Here is a 15,455-nt window from a genome sequence, read left to right as displayed (position 1 = left end):
GTCCGGCAGGCGTACCGCACCTTCGTCGCGGGATAGCCGCACAGCGCCGCGGCGAAGACAGCCATCACCGGCGTGCCGACGCCCGTGCACAGGCTGACCGACGCCCACTGGTGTCCCGCGCCGCGCAGCACACCCGCCGGGGCGCACAGCGTCGCGGGCGCCGCCTGGACCGCCCTGGGCGGATCGGGCCGGCTCCAGGCGGGCGTCACCAGGGCGAGCGGCAGCACGGCCGCCCCCATCAGGGTCCGGAGGGTGGCCAGACGTCTTCGCACCGCGTTCCTCCCGTACGGCCGCGGCCGGCCCCGCGCCGGCCGTCCGCCCCGAGGATGCGTGACCGCGGCGGCCGGGCGGCCGCTCCCACGCCGGTCGGTCACCTGCGGGCAGCAACGGCGGATGCTCCGGACCGGCGGCCCGGCACGGTGATCGACGGCATACGCTCGGGAGCGGCAACTCCCCACCCCGAGGCAGGAGCAGCAACGATGCAGTACGTGAAGCTCGGTTCGACGGGCCTGGACGTGTCGCGGATCTGTCTGGGCTGCATGACCTACGGCGTGCCCGGCCGAGGCAACCACGAGTGGACCCTCGACGAGGAGGCGTCGCGCCCGCTGATCCGCCAGGCCCTCGAGGCGGGCGTCAACTTCTTCGACACCGCCAACGTCTACTCCGACGGCACCAGCGAGGAGATCGTCGGCCGCGCCCTGCGGGACTTCGCCCGCCGCGACGAGATCGTCCTCGCCACCAAGGTGCACGGCCGGATGCGGCCCGGGCCCAACGGCGCCGGGCTCTCGCGCAGGGCGATCATGACCGAGATCGACAACAGCCTGCGCCGCCTGGGCACCGACCACGTCGACCTCTACCAGATCCACCGCTGGGACCCCCACACCCCCGTCGAGGAGACCATGGAGGCCCTGCACGACGTGGTCAAGGCGGGCAAGGCCCGCTACATCGGCGCCAGTTCGATGTACGCCTGGCAGTTCTCCAAGGCCCAGTACACCGCGCGGCTGAACGGCTGGACCCGGTTCGTGTCCATGCAGAACCACTACAACCTCCTCTACCGCGAGGAGGAACGCGAGATGCTGCCCCTGTGCGCAGACCAGGGCGTCGGCGTACTGCCCTGGAGCCCGCTGGCCCGCGGCCGCCTCACCCGCGACTGGGACACGGCCACCGGACGCAGCGCCACCGACGCCTTCGGCAGCACCCTCTACCCGGAGGGCGACCGCGCGGTCGTCGAGGCCGTCACGCGCATCGCCGCCGAGCGCCAGGTGCCGCGCGCCCAGGTGGCCCTCGCCTGGCTGCTGCACCAGGACACGGTGACGTCCCCGATCGTCGGCGCGTCCAGGGCGGGCCACCTCGAGGACGCCGTGGCCGCCGTCGAACTCCGGCTGAGCGACAAGGAGATCGAGGAACTCCAGCGCCCCTACGAGCCGCATCCCGTCAGCGGTCACTGAGTCTTTTCGGTTTTCTCCGGATCTCCCCGGATCCCCCCGGAAACGGCGCACCAATTCCCCACAGCCGGTTCCCGCACCCGCCCGCAGCGAATTGACAATTCGTCAACGGGCGGGTGCGCGACGGACTCCGGGCGCAAATGAGTGTGATCTCTTGTTGCTCCCGGTGACCTGTGCGAAGGTGTGCGCTGTCGGCGTGCAGAAAACGGATCTTCCCTCTGTGTGGTGGACGTTCGATATGCCGACACCCCCCACTCTTGGTACGGACTAAAATCCGCGGTGCGTATGGAGGAATGCAGCAGCCGTGAACGACCCAGGCATGTCGAATTCCCCCAGGCCGCCCCGCTCCTTCGGTATCACCGACGCGCAACTGAGCGCCGAACTGCGCAAGTGGACCGGCGCCTCGCCCGCAGTCCACCCGGTCGGCGAACTGCTGGACCGGCACTGGGAGGCGGCGTACGCCTACGCACGGCTGTGCACCGGCGGCCCGCACCCCGCGGGCATGCTCACCACCGCCGCCTTCACCCGCCTGTTCGGCGCGTCCATCAGGCAGTCCGGTCCAACGGCCGCGTGGCGGCCCCAACTCCTCGTCACCGTACGGCGCATAGCGGCGGAGTGGAGCGCCGACCACCGGCAGGAGATGCTCCACCCGGAGCTGCTGAGGGCCGCGGCCGGCGACGGCGAGCGGATCGCCGCGCGGCTGCTGCCGCCCACCGACCGGCGCCTGCTGTCCCGGGCGTTCCAGCGGCTGCCCCAGGCGGCCCGCGCCCTGCTGTGGCACGCCGAGGTCGAGTCCGAGCCCCTCACGGTCCCGGCCGCGCTGCTCGGCCTCGACGAGGAGGGCGCGCGCATCGAACTCGGGCGCGCGCGCGAGCGGCTGCGCGAGGAGTGCCTCCAGGTGCACCGCGAGGTCGCCCCCGACCAGGACTGCCTGCGCTACTTCCGGCTGCTGGACGTCACCTACCGGCGCGACGGCGTCGACATCGACCCCGATCTGCGCGGGCACCTGGCCGGCTGCAAGCACTGCCGCTACACCGCCGACCAGCTCGCCCAGTTCAACGGCGACCTCGGCACCGCGCTGACCGAGGGCGTCCTCGGCTGGGGTGCGGTGCCGTACCGGAACGCGCGCGTCGCGGCCGCCGAGGCCGAGCGGGCGCAGGGCCGCCCGGCCGAGGGAGCGGGGGAGCGCGTCCCGGACCGGCCCGAGGGCGCGCCGGACGAGAGCGGCCCGCACCGCGGCCGCCGGGAGCCGGGCGCGGCGTCCGGCAGGAGGAGGGCGCGCTCGGCGGCCCGCCGGGCGGCGGCCGCCGGCGGCGAGCCCTCGGCCCCCGTCCCGCGCCAGACGTCACCCACGGGCGGCCCCTCGGGCCCGGCGCCCGGGCCGGCAGCGGGCGGTGACTCCTTCGGGACCCCTCCGCACCGGGCGCGGGCCCGGGACGAGGCACCCGCGCCTCGGACGGCCGGCGACGGGCGCACGGTGCCCGGCGCGAGAAGCGAGGCACCGGGCGCCCCCGCCGCGGGCCAGGCCTGGACGCCCCAAGTGCCGGGCGCGGCCGAGGCGTTCGCGGGAGAGGGCGAGCCCGGCCCGGCCGCTTCTCCGGGCGTCGGCGCGGATGCGTTGCCGGACCCGTTCGGCCTGCGCGCCGGGGCCGGCGCGGTGGGCGGTGGCGGTCCCGTCGGGGGTGAGGACTTCACGGCCTCGTCCTCCGGTCCGGGATCCTCCGGTACGGGGGCCTTCGGCGCCCCGGGCCCCGCGACTGCGTCTGCGTCACCTGTGTCGCCGTCACCTGCGTCCCCCGCCCCTGTACCCCCGGGCCGGGCGGCTGCCGACTCCGCGCTCTCCGCCCCGGCGGGCTCCGCCGGTCGCGGGGCCGGTGCGCTGCCGCCGGAGGTGCCGTTCGCGTCGGACGGCACCCGCGCGGCGCGCGCGAGCGCCGAGGCCGGCGAGAAGCGCTCCCTGCGGGGGCGTACGGAGGCGGCCGACGGGCCCCGGGCCGCCGGAGGACGGTCGGCCAAGCGGGCGGCCCGGCGGACCGCCCGGCAGCGCAACCTCGCCATCGCGGTGGCGACCGTGAGCGGACTGGTCGTACTGCCGCTCGTCCTGTGGGCGGTCGCCGGTTCCGGGGACGGCGGCGCGCCGCGCGCCGACGGGCGGCCCTCCGGGGCGCCCGGCTCCGGCGCCCCGTCGTCCGGGTCCGCGCGGACCGGAACCGGCACCCCGGGCAAGGACACCCTGCGCGGGCGGCTGCACAACGTCGCCTCGGGCCTGTGCGTCGGTGTGACCGGCAAGAAGGTCGTGGCGGGCGCGGAGACCGAGCTGGCGAAGTGCTCGGGCGCGCCCGGCCAGCAGTGGGCGTACGAGGCCGACGGGCTGCTGCACAGCGCCGCCGAGCCCGGCCTCTGCCTCGACTCCCACCTCGGCTACTCGGTGCAGCTCGCTCCCTGTGTGGGCGCCGCCAAGCCGGCCGGCAAGTACATCCGCTACGACTTCACGCTCCAGGGCACGCTCGTACCCCGCTTCGACCAGGACCTGGCCCTGACCCCGGCCGCGACCGACGGGGCGGGCTCCCTGGTGCTCAAGACCCGCGTCAAGAGCGACACCCAGCGCTGGACGATCGACCCCTCCCAGCCCGACCTCCAGATGGAGGTGGTCAACTGGGACGCCGACGGCGGCACTTCGGCCCACCCCACGGCCACGCCCTCGGCCACTCCCGGCCCGTCGAGCACGGTGAAACCCTCGGCGACGCCGGCCCCGACGACCGCCGCGCCTTCCCCTGTCCCCACCCTCAGCTGTGACTCCGGCCGGTACTGGTGCGGGGGCGACGGGCAGCACCACTGGGGTCACCACCGCGGCGACGGCCAGTGGGGCGGCGGGGGCGGCTACGGCGGCCGCTGACCGCCGTCACCGCTACCGGCGCGGCGGCCCGGGCGGCTCCGGCGGTTCCGGCGGTTCCGCGGGCCGCGGTGGCCCGGGCGGCTCCGGCGGACGCGGAGGCCCCTGCGGCCGTGGCGGTTCCGGTGGCCCGGGCGGTCGTGGTGGGCGCGGCGGCGCGTGGTGCCCCGGACCCGCAGGATGCGCGGGCGGCGGCGGAGGCAGGGTGGTGAAGTCCGGGGCGGCCTCCGGCCACACCAGCAGTACGGGGCACGGCGCGTGGTCCACGGCGAACCGTACGGCGGGTCCGAGGCTGCGCGGGCCGAGCCGCTCGCGGTCGCCGTCCCGGGCCAGCACCAGCAGATCCGCCTCACGCGCCGCCGCCACCACCTCGCGCTCCACCCGCCCGGTCCGCTCCAGCCGGGTGCACGGCCGTCCCAGCCGGTCCGCGGCCGCGTCGAGCAATTCCGCCGCGGACGCGTCCCCGAGGTCCGCCAGCCGGTCCCCGGGGTCACGCTCGGGATGCCCGCGGCCCAGCAGCCCGGCGAACGCGCCGTGCGCCACACCGGGCACGTCCGGCCCGCTGACATGCAGCAGCACCACCTCGGACGCCTCGGGCGCGTGGGTGCGTACGGCGTCCACGCAGGCGGGCCAGGTGCCCTCCACCAGCCAGGCGATCACACGCATCGGTCGGCCTCCTCGAGCCGTGGGCGGTCCGGTCGGTCTCACAGAACCTGGAGCGACCCCCACAGTGCCACCACCGCGGGCACCAGGGAGGCGGGCACGGCGATCAGACCGAGCCGGGTGAACTCCTTGAGGTCCACGCCGTGTTCGTGCTGGTGCACGATGCGCCGCCACAGCAGGGTCGCCAGCGAGCCCGCGTAGGTGAGGTTCGGGCCGATGTTGACGCCGAGCAGGACGGCGAGGACGGAGCCCGGTCCCGCCGGCGCGGCCAGCGGCAACAGGACCAGTACCGCCGGCAGGTTGTTGATCATGTTGGCGAGTACGGCTGCCAGCGCGGCGATGCCGAGCAGCGCGGGCAGCGAACCCCCGCCGGGCAGCACGTGCCCGAGCGCGCTCGCGAGGCCGTTGTCCACCACGGCCCGCACCACGATGCCGAGGGCGAGCACGAACGCCAGGAAGGCCGGCGCCGCCGCCCGCACCACCGACAGCGGGGTCGCCCGCCGCCGTACCAGCGCGCGCCCCGCCAGCACCAGCGCGCCCGCAAACGCGGCCCAGGCCGGTTCCACGCCGAACGTGGAGGTGACGACGAACCCGGCGAGCGTGCAGGCCACCGTGACCAGCGCGAACAGCGGGAGCGCGGGCGGCTCCCCGGCGCTCCGGGAGGGCGCGGCGGCCGCCAGGTCGCGGGCGAAGAAGCGGCGGAAGACCACGTACTCGGCGCCGATCGCCACCAGCCACGGCAGCGCCATCAGCACGGCGAACCGGGTGAAGCCCAGCCCGCTCGCGGCGAACGCCAGCAGGTTGGTGAGGTTGGAGACCGGCAGCAGCAGCGAGGCCGTGTTCGACAGATGCGTACAGGCGTACACGTGCGGTTTCGGCCGTACCCCGGTGCGGGCGGCGGTGGCGAAGACGACCGGTGTCAGCAGCACGATGGTGGCGTCCAGGCTGAGTACGGCCGTGATCGCGGAGGCGAGCGCGAACACCGCGGTCAGCAGCCGTACCGGGCGGCCGCCCGCCCAGCGGGCCATCCACGCCCCGCACGCCTGGAACAGCCCCTCGACGTCGCAGAAGTGGGCGAGCACCAGTACGGCGGCGAGGAAGCCGACGACCGGTCCGAGCCGTTCGGCCTCCGCGCGGGCGTGGTCCAGGGAGATCGCGCCGGTGGCGACGGTGATGCCGGCGGCGGGTACGGCCATGACCGCCTCGGGCCATCCGAAGGGGCGGATGACGGCCCAGGCGAGCACGGCGACGAGCAGGACGACCGAGAGGGTCTCGGCGAGCGGTGTGTTCAGGGAGTGGTCCTCGGGGCGAAGTCGGCTGATGCCCGCCCATCAAAGCAAACGTGCCTGAGAGACCGGTGAGCGACCGACGCGCGCCGCGCCGGGGACGACGCCCCAGCTCAGGGCGCGGTGCCGGGGCTGAGCACGGTCAGGAACACCGAGGAGGCGTTGCCGCCTACCGGGACCGGGCCGGCCTTCCAGGGGACGGTGAGGTGGTCGCGCTCGTCCGGCGGGGTGACGATCAGCGCGGCGGGCGTCGCCGTCTTCGCGCCGCTCACACCGGGGTTGGAGAACGTCAGGCCCGCCCAGGCGCTGCGGCCCGGCTTCAGCGTGACCGTGGTGGGCGTGCCCGCCTCGCGCTTCGGGTCCGGGCCGAGCTGCTTGCCCGCGGCGTCCACGAAGGCGGCGCCCGGGTAGCCGCGCACGGTGCAGGTGTGGCCCGAGACGTTGGTGAGGACCACGGGGAAGTTCTCCTGCCCGGCGCCCGGATCGTTGCGGCCCACGGACGCCTTGAGCTGCGAGGTGTGGCACCGGCCGACGGCTCCGCCGCTCGTGCCGGTGCCGGTGCTCGCGGTGGTGCCGCCCGCGCGGGTCGTCGCGGGGGAGGGGCCCGGGGCCGTACGGCCCTGTGCGGCGCCGTCGCCGGGGGCGGTGCTCGCGCTCGCCGCCGTGCCGCCGCTCGGTTCGCCCGAGGCCGGTGCGGCGGTGCCCGACACGTGCTGCGGAGGGCTCGCGGTGCCGCCGTTGCCGCAGGCGGTCAGCAGGCCCAGTACGGCGGCCGTGCCCGCGAGCAGGGCGGCCCGGTTCACCGGAAGGGACGGATGCGCCATGTTCCACACTCCTGGTGGTCGCGTCGCACGCGGTGGCGCGTGCGTCCGGCGCCTGGTGCGCCGTCATGAGTGTCCGATGCACCGGCCGTGCGGAAAGTTCGCGGCGGCCGCGGAATCCTCCGGGGATTTCTTCCCGCCGTGCGCCCGGCCCCGTTCACCCGTACGGGTCAGGTGACCCGCAGGGAGCGGAGTATGCGATCGGTCGCGTCGGCGCCGCCGGGCTGCCGGATCTGTACGTACAGCTGCGGCTGCGCTGCGCCCCCGGCGGGGAGGAGCGCGGTCTCGGTGAGCCGGCCGCCGTCCGCGCAGCCGGTCCAGGCGCGGATACGGCCGTGCCAGTGCGGACCGGTCCAGGCACGGGCGCCGGCGTAGTGGCAGCCGGGGTGTGCGAGGGCGTTCACGCGGGCCGTGACGTCACCGTGCTCGCTCAGCCCGGCGAACACCCCGCGCGCGTCCGCGCCGAGATCCTGCCAGCGTGCCAGGTCGTCGGCCACGGCGAGCCCCGGTTCGTGCCCGGCGGGCAGGCCCAGCACCCGCGGGTCCCAGCCGGAGCCGCGCAGTTGACGCGCCCACCCGTCCGGCACCCGCACCCCGACCCGCCCCGTGGCGTCCTGGACCACCACCCCAGCGGGCCCGGCCGGCCGCAGCGCCAACGCAATCCCCACACCACCGGTGACAACCCCGACCACAGCGGCGACGGCCGCGATCCCCGGCACGAGCGCTCGCACCCGACCGGGGGCCCGACCGACACGGGCGGGGACCCGGCCGGCGTGGTCCGGAGCCCGGTCGGCTTGGGCCGGGGCCCGACGGGCGCGCTCCGGGGCCCGACAGGCGCGCTCCGTGGCCCGGTCGGCGTGGGCCGTGGGCCGGTTGGTGGGGGGCCGGGAGGGGGCGAGGTGGCCCAGGGACCGGGTGAGGCGGCGCAGGGACCGGGGGGTGGGTGGGGGGTTCTCGGCCAGGGCCTCCAACTCGGCCGCGAAGGCGGCGGCGTCGGCCGGGCGGCGCTCGCGGTCCGGCTCCAGCGCCCGCATCAGGGCCCGCCCGACCGCCGGATCGAGGCCCGGGCGCAGCCGCCCGGGCGGCACGACCTCGCCCGGCGCGGCCGGAACGGCACCGGTCACCAGCCGGTAGCCGACCGCGCCGAGGCTGTAGACGTCGGCGCGCGCGTCGATGCCCGCGGCCGCCCGCGCCTGCTCGGGCGGCCGGTATCCGGCCGAACCGGCGGCCAGGGTGAGCCCCGACGCCTCCGCGAGGCTCTTGGCGAGCCCCAGGTCGGCGAGCAGGACCCGGCGGGCGCCGTCCGGGGCGGTGCGCAGCAGCACGTTGCCCGGCTTGACGTCCCGGTGCACGATCCCCGCCTCGTGCAGGGCGTGCGCCGACCGGGCCGCCTGCGCGGTCAGCCGCAGCGCCTCGGGCACCGGCAGCGGACCGGCGCCGTCGCACAGGTCGTCGAGGGTGCCGCCGTCGGCGTACTCCATGACGAAGTACGGCCGGCCGTCCGGCAGTTCACCGATGTCGTAGACCTGGACCACGCGCGGCGAGCCCGCCTTGCGCAGCAGCCGCGCCTCGGACAGGAACCGCTCGCGGACGTCGAGGCGGTGCGCCCAGTTCTCGGCGAGGACCTTGACGGCGACCGGGGCGTCGAGCACGTCGTCGTGGGCGAGCCACACGGTGCCGAACGCGCCCGTGCCCAGGCGCCGTTCGAGACGGTAGCGGCCGATCCGCTCCAGGGAGGGCATACGACTATGATGCCTGCCTGAGATCGGCTCCGAGGGGGACCCTCGTCGTGGACGCGGCGCTGACCGAGGACCTCGCCCGCCGTGCCGCCGCCGGCGACGGCACGGCCCTGGAGGAACTGCTGCACGAGGTGCGGCCCGAGGTGGTGCGCCGCTGCGGGCGCTTCCTGCCCTGCCGGGAGGACGCCGAGGAGGCCGCCCAGGACGTGCTGCTCCAGCTCGCGCGCAGGATCACCACCTTCGAGGGCCGCAGCCGGTTCAGCACCTGGCTGTACACGGTCGTCGCCAACTGCTGCCGGCAGAAGTACCGCGAGCTCAGACGCCGCGCGGCCGAGCGGCCCGCCGCGATCGAGCCCGGGGAGCAGGTCGACCCGCGCACCACCAGCGTGATCGCCGGCTCGCGCGTGGACCTCCTCGAGGCGCTGGAGCGGCTGGAGCGCGAGCACCCGCACCTGGTGGCGCCGCTGGTGTACCGGGACATCTGCCGGCTGGAGTACGCGGAGGCCGCCGAGCGGATCGGCATCCCGCTCGGCACGCTCAAGTCCCGGCTGCACGAGGCGCGCCGTCAGGTGCGGCCCTGGCTGAGCGACGCGTCCTGAACCCTCTCGCGCCCGGCCGGCCCCCGTCCGCCCCGCCGCGTCAGCCCTCGTCCGTGAGCAGGTTCAGCTCCGACCAGATCGTCTTGCCCTCGGTGGTGTGGCGGCTGCCCCAGCGCCGGGTGAGCTGGGCGACCAGCAGCAGTCCGCGGCCGCCCTCGTCCCAGGTCTTGGCGCGCCGCAGGTGGGGGGCGGTGTGGCTGGTGTCGGAGACCTCGCAGATCAGGTGCGTGTCGTCGTGGATCAGCCGGAGCCGGATGGGCGGGATGCCGTACCGGATCGCGTTGGTGACCAGCTCGCTCACCACCAGCTCGGCGGTGAAGGCCGACTCGGCCATGCCCCAGGCCTCCAGCTGGTCGACGACCTGCTTGCGGATCGGTGCGACCAGCGAGGGGTCGGCGGGGATGTCCCAGGTCGCCACCTGCGAGGCGGGCAGGCCCCGGGTGCGGGCCAGCAGCAGGGCCACGTCGTCGGCGGAGCCGCCGGCCGGCAGCAGCGCCCCGAGCACCCGGTCGCAGGTCTCCTCGAGCGAGCCCGTGCGGTGGGCCAGCGCCTCGCACAGCAGCCGGTGCCCCGCCTCCACGTCCCGCGCGCGGCCCTCGAGCAGCCCGTCGGTGTAGAACGACAGCACGCTGCCCTCGCGCAGGTCGATCTCCGCGCACTCGTAGGGAAGCCCGCCCACGCCCAGCGGGGGACCGGAGGGCAGCTCCACCCGGCGGGGCGGCCCGTCGGGCGGGAGCAGCACCGGGGAGGGGTGGCCGGCGCGGGCGAGGGTGCAGCGGCGGGACACCGGGTCGTACACGGCGTACAGACAGGTCGCGCCGAGCGCCCCGGAGGCGCTCTCGGTGCCGGCCTCCGCCGACATCCGTACGACCAGGTCGTCGAGGTGGGTGAGCAGTTCGTCCGGGGCGAGGTCGATGTCGGCGAGGGTGCGCACGGCGGTGCGCAGCCGGCCCATCGTCGCCGACGCCTGCACGCCGCGCCCGATCACGTCGCCGACGACCATGGCGACCCGCATCCCGGACAGCGGGATCACGTCGAACCAGTCGCCGCCGACCCCGGTGCGCGCCGCCGGGAGGTAGCGGGAGGCCGCGTCCAGGGCGGCGGTGTGCGGCAGGCTGCGCGGGAGCAGACTGCGCTGGAGGGCGAGCGCGGTCTCCCGCTCGCGCGAGTAGCGGCGGGCGTTGTCGATGCAGACCGCGGCCCGCGCCGTGACCTCCTCGGCCAGCAGCACGTCGTCGGGGAGGAAGGGCGCGGGCTGCTCGAAGCGGGTGAAGACGGCGACGCCCAGGGTCGTGCCCCGGGCCCGTATCGGCACCGACATCGTGGAGTGGATGCCCAGCCGCTGGGCGAGCAGGCTGCGCGCGGGGTCCCAGGACAGCCACTTCTCCAGGTCGCCCGACTCCTGGGTGACCACGACCGACTGGCCCGCCAGCAGGGACGCGCCCTGGGGCGAGGTGGCCGGGTACACCTCGCTGCGCCCGGGCAGGGTGACCGCCTCCGGCTCGCCCCCGTGGACGGAGCGGTGGGCGGCGCGGCGCAGGGTGACCGGCGCCCCGGGCGGGCCGGTGAAGGGCTCACCGGTCCGCTCCCGCGGCTCCAGCAGGTCGACGCTGACGAAATCGGCGAGCGTCGGCACGCACACGTCGGCGAGTTCCTGCGCCGTGCGGGTGACGTCGAGGGTGGTGCCGATGCGCACGCTCGCCTCGTTCACCAGCTGCAGCCGCTCGCGGGCCCGGTACTGCTCGGTGAAGTCGTGGGCGGCGACGCACACCCCGCACACCCGGCCCCGCGCGTCGGTGATCGGGGCCATGCGGGCCAGCCAGGCGCTCATCCGGCCGGCCCCGCCTATCGGGACGTACGTCCGCACGTCGTGCCCCACGCCGGTGGTGAGGACGCGGTGCATCTGCGCCTCGATGTCCTCGCTGTCGCGCCGGCCGCCGATCTCGGACACCCGCAGGCCGCGCAGCCGCTCCCCGGGCGCGCCGATCACCTCGGCCATGGCGTCGTTGACGGCGTGCAGGCGCAGCCGGTCGTCGTAGATCGCCACGGCGCAGGGGGACTGGAGCAGCGCGGCGCGGTCGAGGGGGTCGTCCGGGTCCGGGGGCGTGCCTCCCTCCAGGGGCGTGACCAGGAGCCGGCCGCCACCGTCCTCGAGGGGCCGGCGGTGGACCAGGGCCCAGACGGCGACGGGGTGCCCGTCGCGGTGGCGGAGCGTGAGGGTGCCGTGCCAGCGGGGGACCTCGGGAAGCCGGGCGTGCGGCCCGGCCAGCAACTCGGCGGCCTGCCTGCCGAGGACCTCCGTGGGCTCCCAGCCGAGCAGCCGGCGCGCGCCCTCGTTCCACTCGACGAGGACGCCGTGGCCGTCGACGGCGGCCCGTGCCGTTGCGGCGTCGTCGAACGGATACACCGGGCTCATCGTCGCCACTCCATCGCGCACACTCACAGTGATCAGCCGCGTGACCTGAGTTCCAGCCTAGTGCTTACCCGCGCGCAGTGGACGGCCGACCCCCTCCGGCCCGCGCCGCGCGCCCACGGCGGGGCACAAGTGCGCGCCCGCACCCTTGACGGCCGCATGCGCGATGACGTCGGAATCCGCGAGCCGCGATGACGGTCACGCGGAGATGGGTACTGATCGCCGGTGCGGCGGCCCCGGCGGTCGGGGCCGCCGGAGCGGCGGGGGTTCTGCCGGGCGCCGCGCCGGCGCCTGCCGCGGACGGCGTCACGGCGCCTGTGCCCGGGCCGCCGAGCCGGCTACGACGACTCGGACTGGCGCCGGCCGGCTGACCCGCCTTCCAGGTACCGTGCGGGAAGGGCGCTGACCTGCAGCTATTTACGCATAAGTACCCGCGCGGTACCGTGAGGGGCATGCCAGCTCTGAATGTGGAGTTCAGCGACCGCGAGCTAGAGGACCTGCGGCAGATCGCCAAGGAACGCGGTACGTCGATGAAGGCGCTCGTGCGCGAGGCCGCGGCCGCCGACATAGCCAGGCACCGGGCCCTCCAGGAGGGCGCGGAGGCCTTCCGCCGCTTCTTCACGGCCCACGCCGACGAGTTCGCGGCGGCATTTCCCGAGGACGAGCCGCCCAGCAAGGGCGAGGGGCGGGCCGCCTGACCGATGACCCCTGTCATCCACATCGACGTGCCCTGGCTTCTGCAGCGCCACGAGGAAGTGCTGCCGGACCAGCCCACGATCAACGACTTCTCGGCTCTCGTGGCCGCCGTCGCCCGCCACCGGGTCGATCCGCCGCGCCTCGGCGTGGACTCCGACCCCGCCTGGCGGGCCGCCGCCCTGCTGCACACCCTCGCCCTGCTGCGGCCCCTGCCCTCGGCCAACGCCCGCTTCGCCTGCGCGACGGCCGTCGCGTACATGTTCGTCAGCGGCGTCGGCATCGACCCGCCCTACGGCGCGCTCGTCGACCTCGCCCGCGATCTGATGTCCGGCAAGACCGACGTCTACGGCGCCGCGGACCGCCTGCGCGCCTGGGAGATCTGACGCCTCGCCCGCAGCCTCGCGCGTGCGGGCGGGCCCGGTGCCGCACCTTGTTGGCCGCCGCCGGGTTGTGGAAGGGTGAGGGACCAAGTCCCTTTCTCTGTAGGGCAGTTGGAGAGTCGAGCGCTTTCGACGCCAGGTACGCACCGAAGGATTTGCACTCCGTGCCCACCCCCCACGAGTACGCAGAGGCCGACGAGTCGCTCGCCGCGCGGCTGCGCGGGAGTCCGGACGGCGAGGCCGCCCGGGCCGTCGCGCCGCTGATCGCGCGGCACTGGCAGGCGGCCCACGACTACGCGGTGATCTGCCTGGCCGCCTCCGGGCCGATACCGGCCATGGTCACCGCGGCCGCCTTCCACCAGGTCCTCGACAGCCTCGCCGTCGGCCAGGCGGGCGGGGCGATACGCCCCAGGCTGCTGGTGGCAGTGCGGGACACCGCCCGGCTGTGGGCCGCCGAGGACACCCTCTGCGGAGTCCTCCCGGAGCTGCGCAAGCCCGCCGGCGGCCGGGGAATGCGGACGGCCGGGTCCACCGTCGCCGAGAACCGGCGGCTCGCCCAGCGGTCCTTCGAGTCGCTGCCCTCGGAGGCACGGTGCCTGCTGTGGCACACCGAGGTGGAGGCCGAGCCCCCGGCCGTGGCGGCCGGCCTGCTGGGCCTGGACGCCGAGACCGCCCGACTGGCCCTGAAGCAGGCGCGCGAGAGGTTCCGCGAGGGCTGTGTACGCGCCCACCGGGAACTCGCGCCGGACGACGCCTGCCGTTTCCACAACCGGCTGCTGGACGCCCCGGTCCGGCGCGGCGGCGCCGCGCTCCCGGAGGTGCGGCGGCACCTGGACGAGTGCCGGTACTGCCGCGAGGCCGCCGAGCAACTCGGCCAGGCCGAAACAGGGTTGGGCCTGCTGCTGGCCGAGGCGGTACTCGGCTGGGGCGCCCACCGCTACCACAACTCCCGCCCCGCCCGCGGCCGCCCCGCCCGCGGCCGCTCGGGACCCCGGCCGCGAGGCACCGCCCGTCACGCGGGCGGGAGTTCCGACGGAGGGCGTGGCGGCGGCTGGGGTGGCGGTGGGTACCACTGGCTGCCGGTGAGGCAGCTCGCGCGCGTGGGCCGGGTGGGCGGTGGCGCGTGGTCCTCGCGGGCGCTGCGTGCGGGTGCTGGAGTGGTCTCGGCCGGGCTGCTCGTCACCGTGCTCGGTGTGAGCCTGTGGGCGAGCGGTTCCAACGGGTCGCAGGCGGCGAACGCCTCGCAGGACCCGCGCGCCACCGGCGCCGGCCCCGCAGCCTCCGCCGGTACGACGGGAGCGCAGGGCACCGGCACGCTCCCCGGCCCCGGCTCCGTGCCCCTGTCGGGCCCCGTCATGTTGCGTCAGGCGGCTGCCGGGCTGTGTCTCGATGTGCGGGGCGAACCCCGGGCCGGCGCTGCCGCGCGGCTCGCGCAGTGCTCGGGGACGTGGACCCAGCAGTGGTCCCTGTCCGGCGACGGGCTGCTGCGCAGCACCGCCGACCCCGGCCTGTGCCTGGACTCGCACGCGGACGCCGGTGTCGTCATCCTCGGCGCCTGCGCGGACGTACACGCGGACCGGGCCCGGGACGTGCGCTACGACCTCACCGCACGGGGCGAGTTGCTGCCCCGCTGGGACAGGACCCTCGCCCTCACCTCCGCCTCCCCGGACCCCGGCGCCGACGTCGTCGTCGGGGTCCGGGACGGTTCCACCGCCCAGCGCTGGACGGGCGAACCCGTCCCGGCGGCCGCCGTCACCCGGCCCGCCTGACCGGTCAGGCCGGGCTCTCCTCGAGGTCCCCGGCCGTGACCGTGGCCGGGGTGGCGTGGCCGGACAGGGCGAGGGTGAGGTCGAACTCGGCGAGCAGGCAGCGGATGACGTGCTCCACGCCCGCCTGGCCGTCCAGGCCGAGCCCGTAGACGTAGGGCCGTCCGAGGAGGACCGCGCGGGCGCCGAGGGCGAGGGCCTTGAAGACGTCGTCCCCGGTGCGCACGCCGCTGTCGAACAGGACCGTCAGACGGTCGCCCACCGCCCGCGCCACCCTCGGCAGCGCGTCGGCGGCCGCCACCGAACCGGCCACCTGGCGGCCGCCGTGGTTGGACACCACCACGCCGTCCATCCCCGCCTCGGCGGCGAGCAGGGCGTCGTCCGGGTGCAGGACGCCCTTGAGGACGATCGGGCCGTCCCAGTTCTCCCGCAGGAACGCCAGGTCCGGCCAGGTCTTGCCGGGGTCGGCGAACATGCCGACGAAACGCAGCACCGCCGCGTTCAGGTCCTCGTGCACGGGCTTGGCGAGCCCCGCCAGGAACGCCGGGTCGGTGAAGTAGTTGGCGGTGCCCACGCCGTGCAGGAACGGCAGGTAGGCCTGGTCGAGGTCGCGCGGGCGCCAGGCCAGCAGCGGGGTGTCGAGGGTGACGACGAGGACGCTGAAGCCGCAGGCCCTGGCCCGCCCGAGAAAACTCCGGGTCACCTCGCGGTCCTTGGCCCAGTACAGCTGGAACCACCGCTCCGCGTCGCCCAT

General features: G+C 75.8%; 11 protein-coding genes and 2 pseudogenes. 6 read left to right on the top strand and 7 right to left on the bottom strand.

From position 1 onward, the window contains the following. A pseudogene (locus IE249_RS09245) lies at nucleotides 1–272 on the bottom strand (hypothetical protein); the annotation flags it as partial. Nucleotides 273–479: 207 nt separating this feature from the next. On the opposite strand from IE249_RS09245, the gene IE249_RS09240 reads away from it, so the two are divergent. Both IE249_RS09240 and IE249_RS09235 read left to right on the top strand, forming a co-directional pair. Beyond that, nucleotides 480–1,448: an aldo/keto reductase gene (locus IE249_RS09240; protein ID WP_189704290.1), complete on the top strand. Its 969-nt coding sequence runs from the start codon at nucleotides 480–482 to the stop codon at nucleotides 1,446–1,448. A 316-nt stretch (nucleotides 1,449–1,764) separates the two neighbouring features. Next, entirely contained in the window at nucleotides 1,765–4,341 is a 2,577-nt protein-coding gene (locus IE249_RS09235; RefSeq protein WP_189704289.1) for a ricin-type beta-trefoil lectin domain protein, read from the top strand. 177 nt (nucleotides 4,342–4,518) lie between these two features. Here the strand turns inward: IE249_RS09235 and IE249_RS09230 are convergent. From IE249_RS09230 to IE249_RS09215, 4 genes and pseudogenes are all read right to left on the bottom strand, one after another. Further along, nucleotides 4,519–5,004, bottom strand: a pseudogene (locus IE249_RS09230) (universal stress protein); the annotation flags it as partial. A gap of 38 nt (nucleotides 5,005–5,042) precedes the next feature. Further along, nucleotides 5,043–6,293, bottom strand: a complete 1,251-nt coding sequence (locus tag IE249_RS09225) for an arsenic transporter (protein ID WP_189704550.1) — start codon at nucleotides 6,291–6,293, stop codon at nucleotides 5,043–5,045. A gap of 107 nt (nucleotides 6,294–6,400) precedes the next feature. Then, entirely contained in the window at nucleotides 6,401–7,111 is a 711-nt protein-coding gene (locus IE249_RS09220) for a DUF4232 domain-containing protein (protein ID WP_189704287.1), read from the bottom strand. Between the two features lie 167 nt (nucleotides 7,112–7,278). Further along, the gene (locus IE249_RS09215) at nucleotides 7,279–8,850 is read right to left on the bottom strand and encodes a protein kinase domain-containing protein (RefSeq protein ID WP_189704286.1); all 1,572 of its coding nucleotides are present in this window, start codon (nucleotides 8,848–8,850) and stop codon (nucleotides 7,279–7,281) included. 47 nt (nucleotides 8,851–8,897) lie between these two features. On the opposite strand from IE249_RS09215, the gene IE249_RS09210 reads away from it, so the two are divergent. Then, nucleotides 8,898–9,446, top strand: a complete 549-nt coding sequence (locus IE249_RS09210) for an RNA polymerase sigma factor (RefSeq protein ID WP_229857914.1) — start codon at nucleotides 8,898–8,900, stop codon at nucleotides 9,444–9,446. 40 nt (nucleotides 9,447–9,486) lie between these two features. Here the strand turns inward: IE249_RS09210 and IE249_RS09205 are convergent, their stop codons facing one another. Next, a complete protein-coding gene (locus IE249_RS09205) occupies nucleotides 9,487–11,862 on the bottom strand; it encodes a SpoIIE family protein phosphatase (RefSeq protein ID WP_189704285.1) in 2,376 nt (791 codons plus the stop codon). A 449-nt stretch (nucleotides 11,863–12,311) separates the two neighbouring features. Between IE249_RS09205 and IE249_RS09200 the strand changes: the two genes are divergently transcribed. From IE249_RS09200 to IE249_RS09190, 3 genes are all read left to right on the top strand, one after another. Next, nucleotides 12,312–12,557 (top strand): hypothetical protein, encoded by a 246-nt coding sequence (locus IE249_RS09200; protein ID WP_189704284.1) that lies wholly within the window; start codon nucleotides 12,312–12,314, stop codon nucleotides 12,555–12,557. Between the two features lie 3 nt (nucleotides 12,558–12,560). Then, the gene (locus tag IE249_RS09195; RefSeq protein ID WP_189704283.1) at nucleotides 12,561–12,938 is read left to right on the top strand and encodes a toxin Doc; all 378 of its coding nucleotides are present in this window, start codon (nucleotides 12,561–12,563) and stop codon (nucleotides 12,936–12,938) included. Between the two features lie 161 nt (nucleotides 12,939–13,099). After that, nucleotides 13,100–14,704 carry an RICIN domain-containing protein gene (locus tag IE249_RS09190; RefSeq protein ID WP_229857912.1) on the top strand — a complete coding sequence of 535 codons (1,605 nt, stop codon included), beginning with the start codon at nucleotides 13,100–13,102 and terminating at the stop codon, nucleotides 14,702–14,704. A 4-nt stretch (nucleotides 14,705–14,708) separates the two neighbouring features. Here the strand turns inward: IE249_RS09190 and IE249_RS36720 are convergent. Next, the coding region (locus IE249_RS36720; protein WP_229857910.1) for an alpha-hydroxy-acid oxidizing protein at nucleotides 14,709–15,455 on the bottom strand (747 nt) is incomplete at its 5' end.

This window comes from Streptomyces anandii JCM 4720, from assembly GCF_014650655.1.
Lineage (GTDB): Bacteria > Actinomycetota > Actinomycetes > Streptomycetales > Streptomycetaceae > Streptomyces > Streptomyces anandii.
This window is presented reverse-complemented; position numbering and strand designations above follow the sequence as displayed.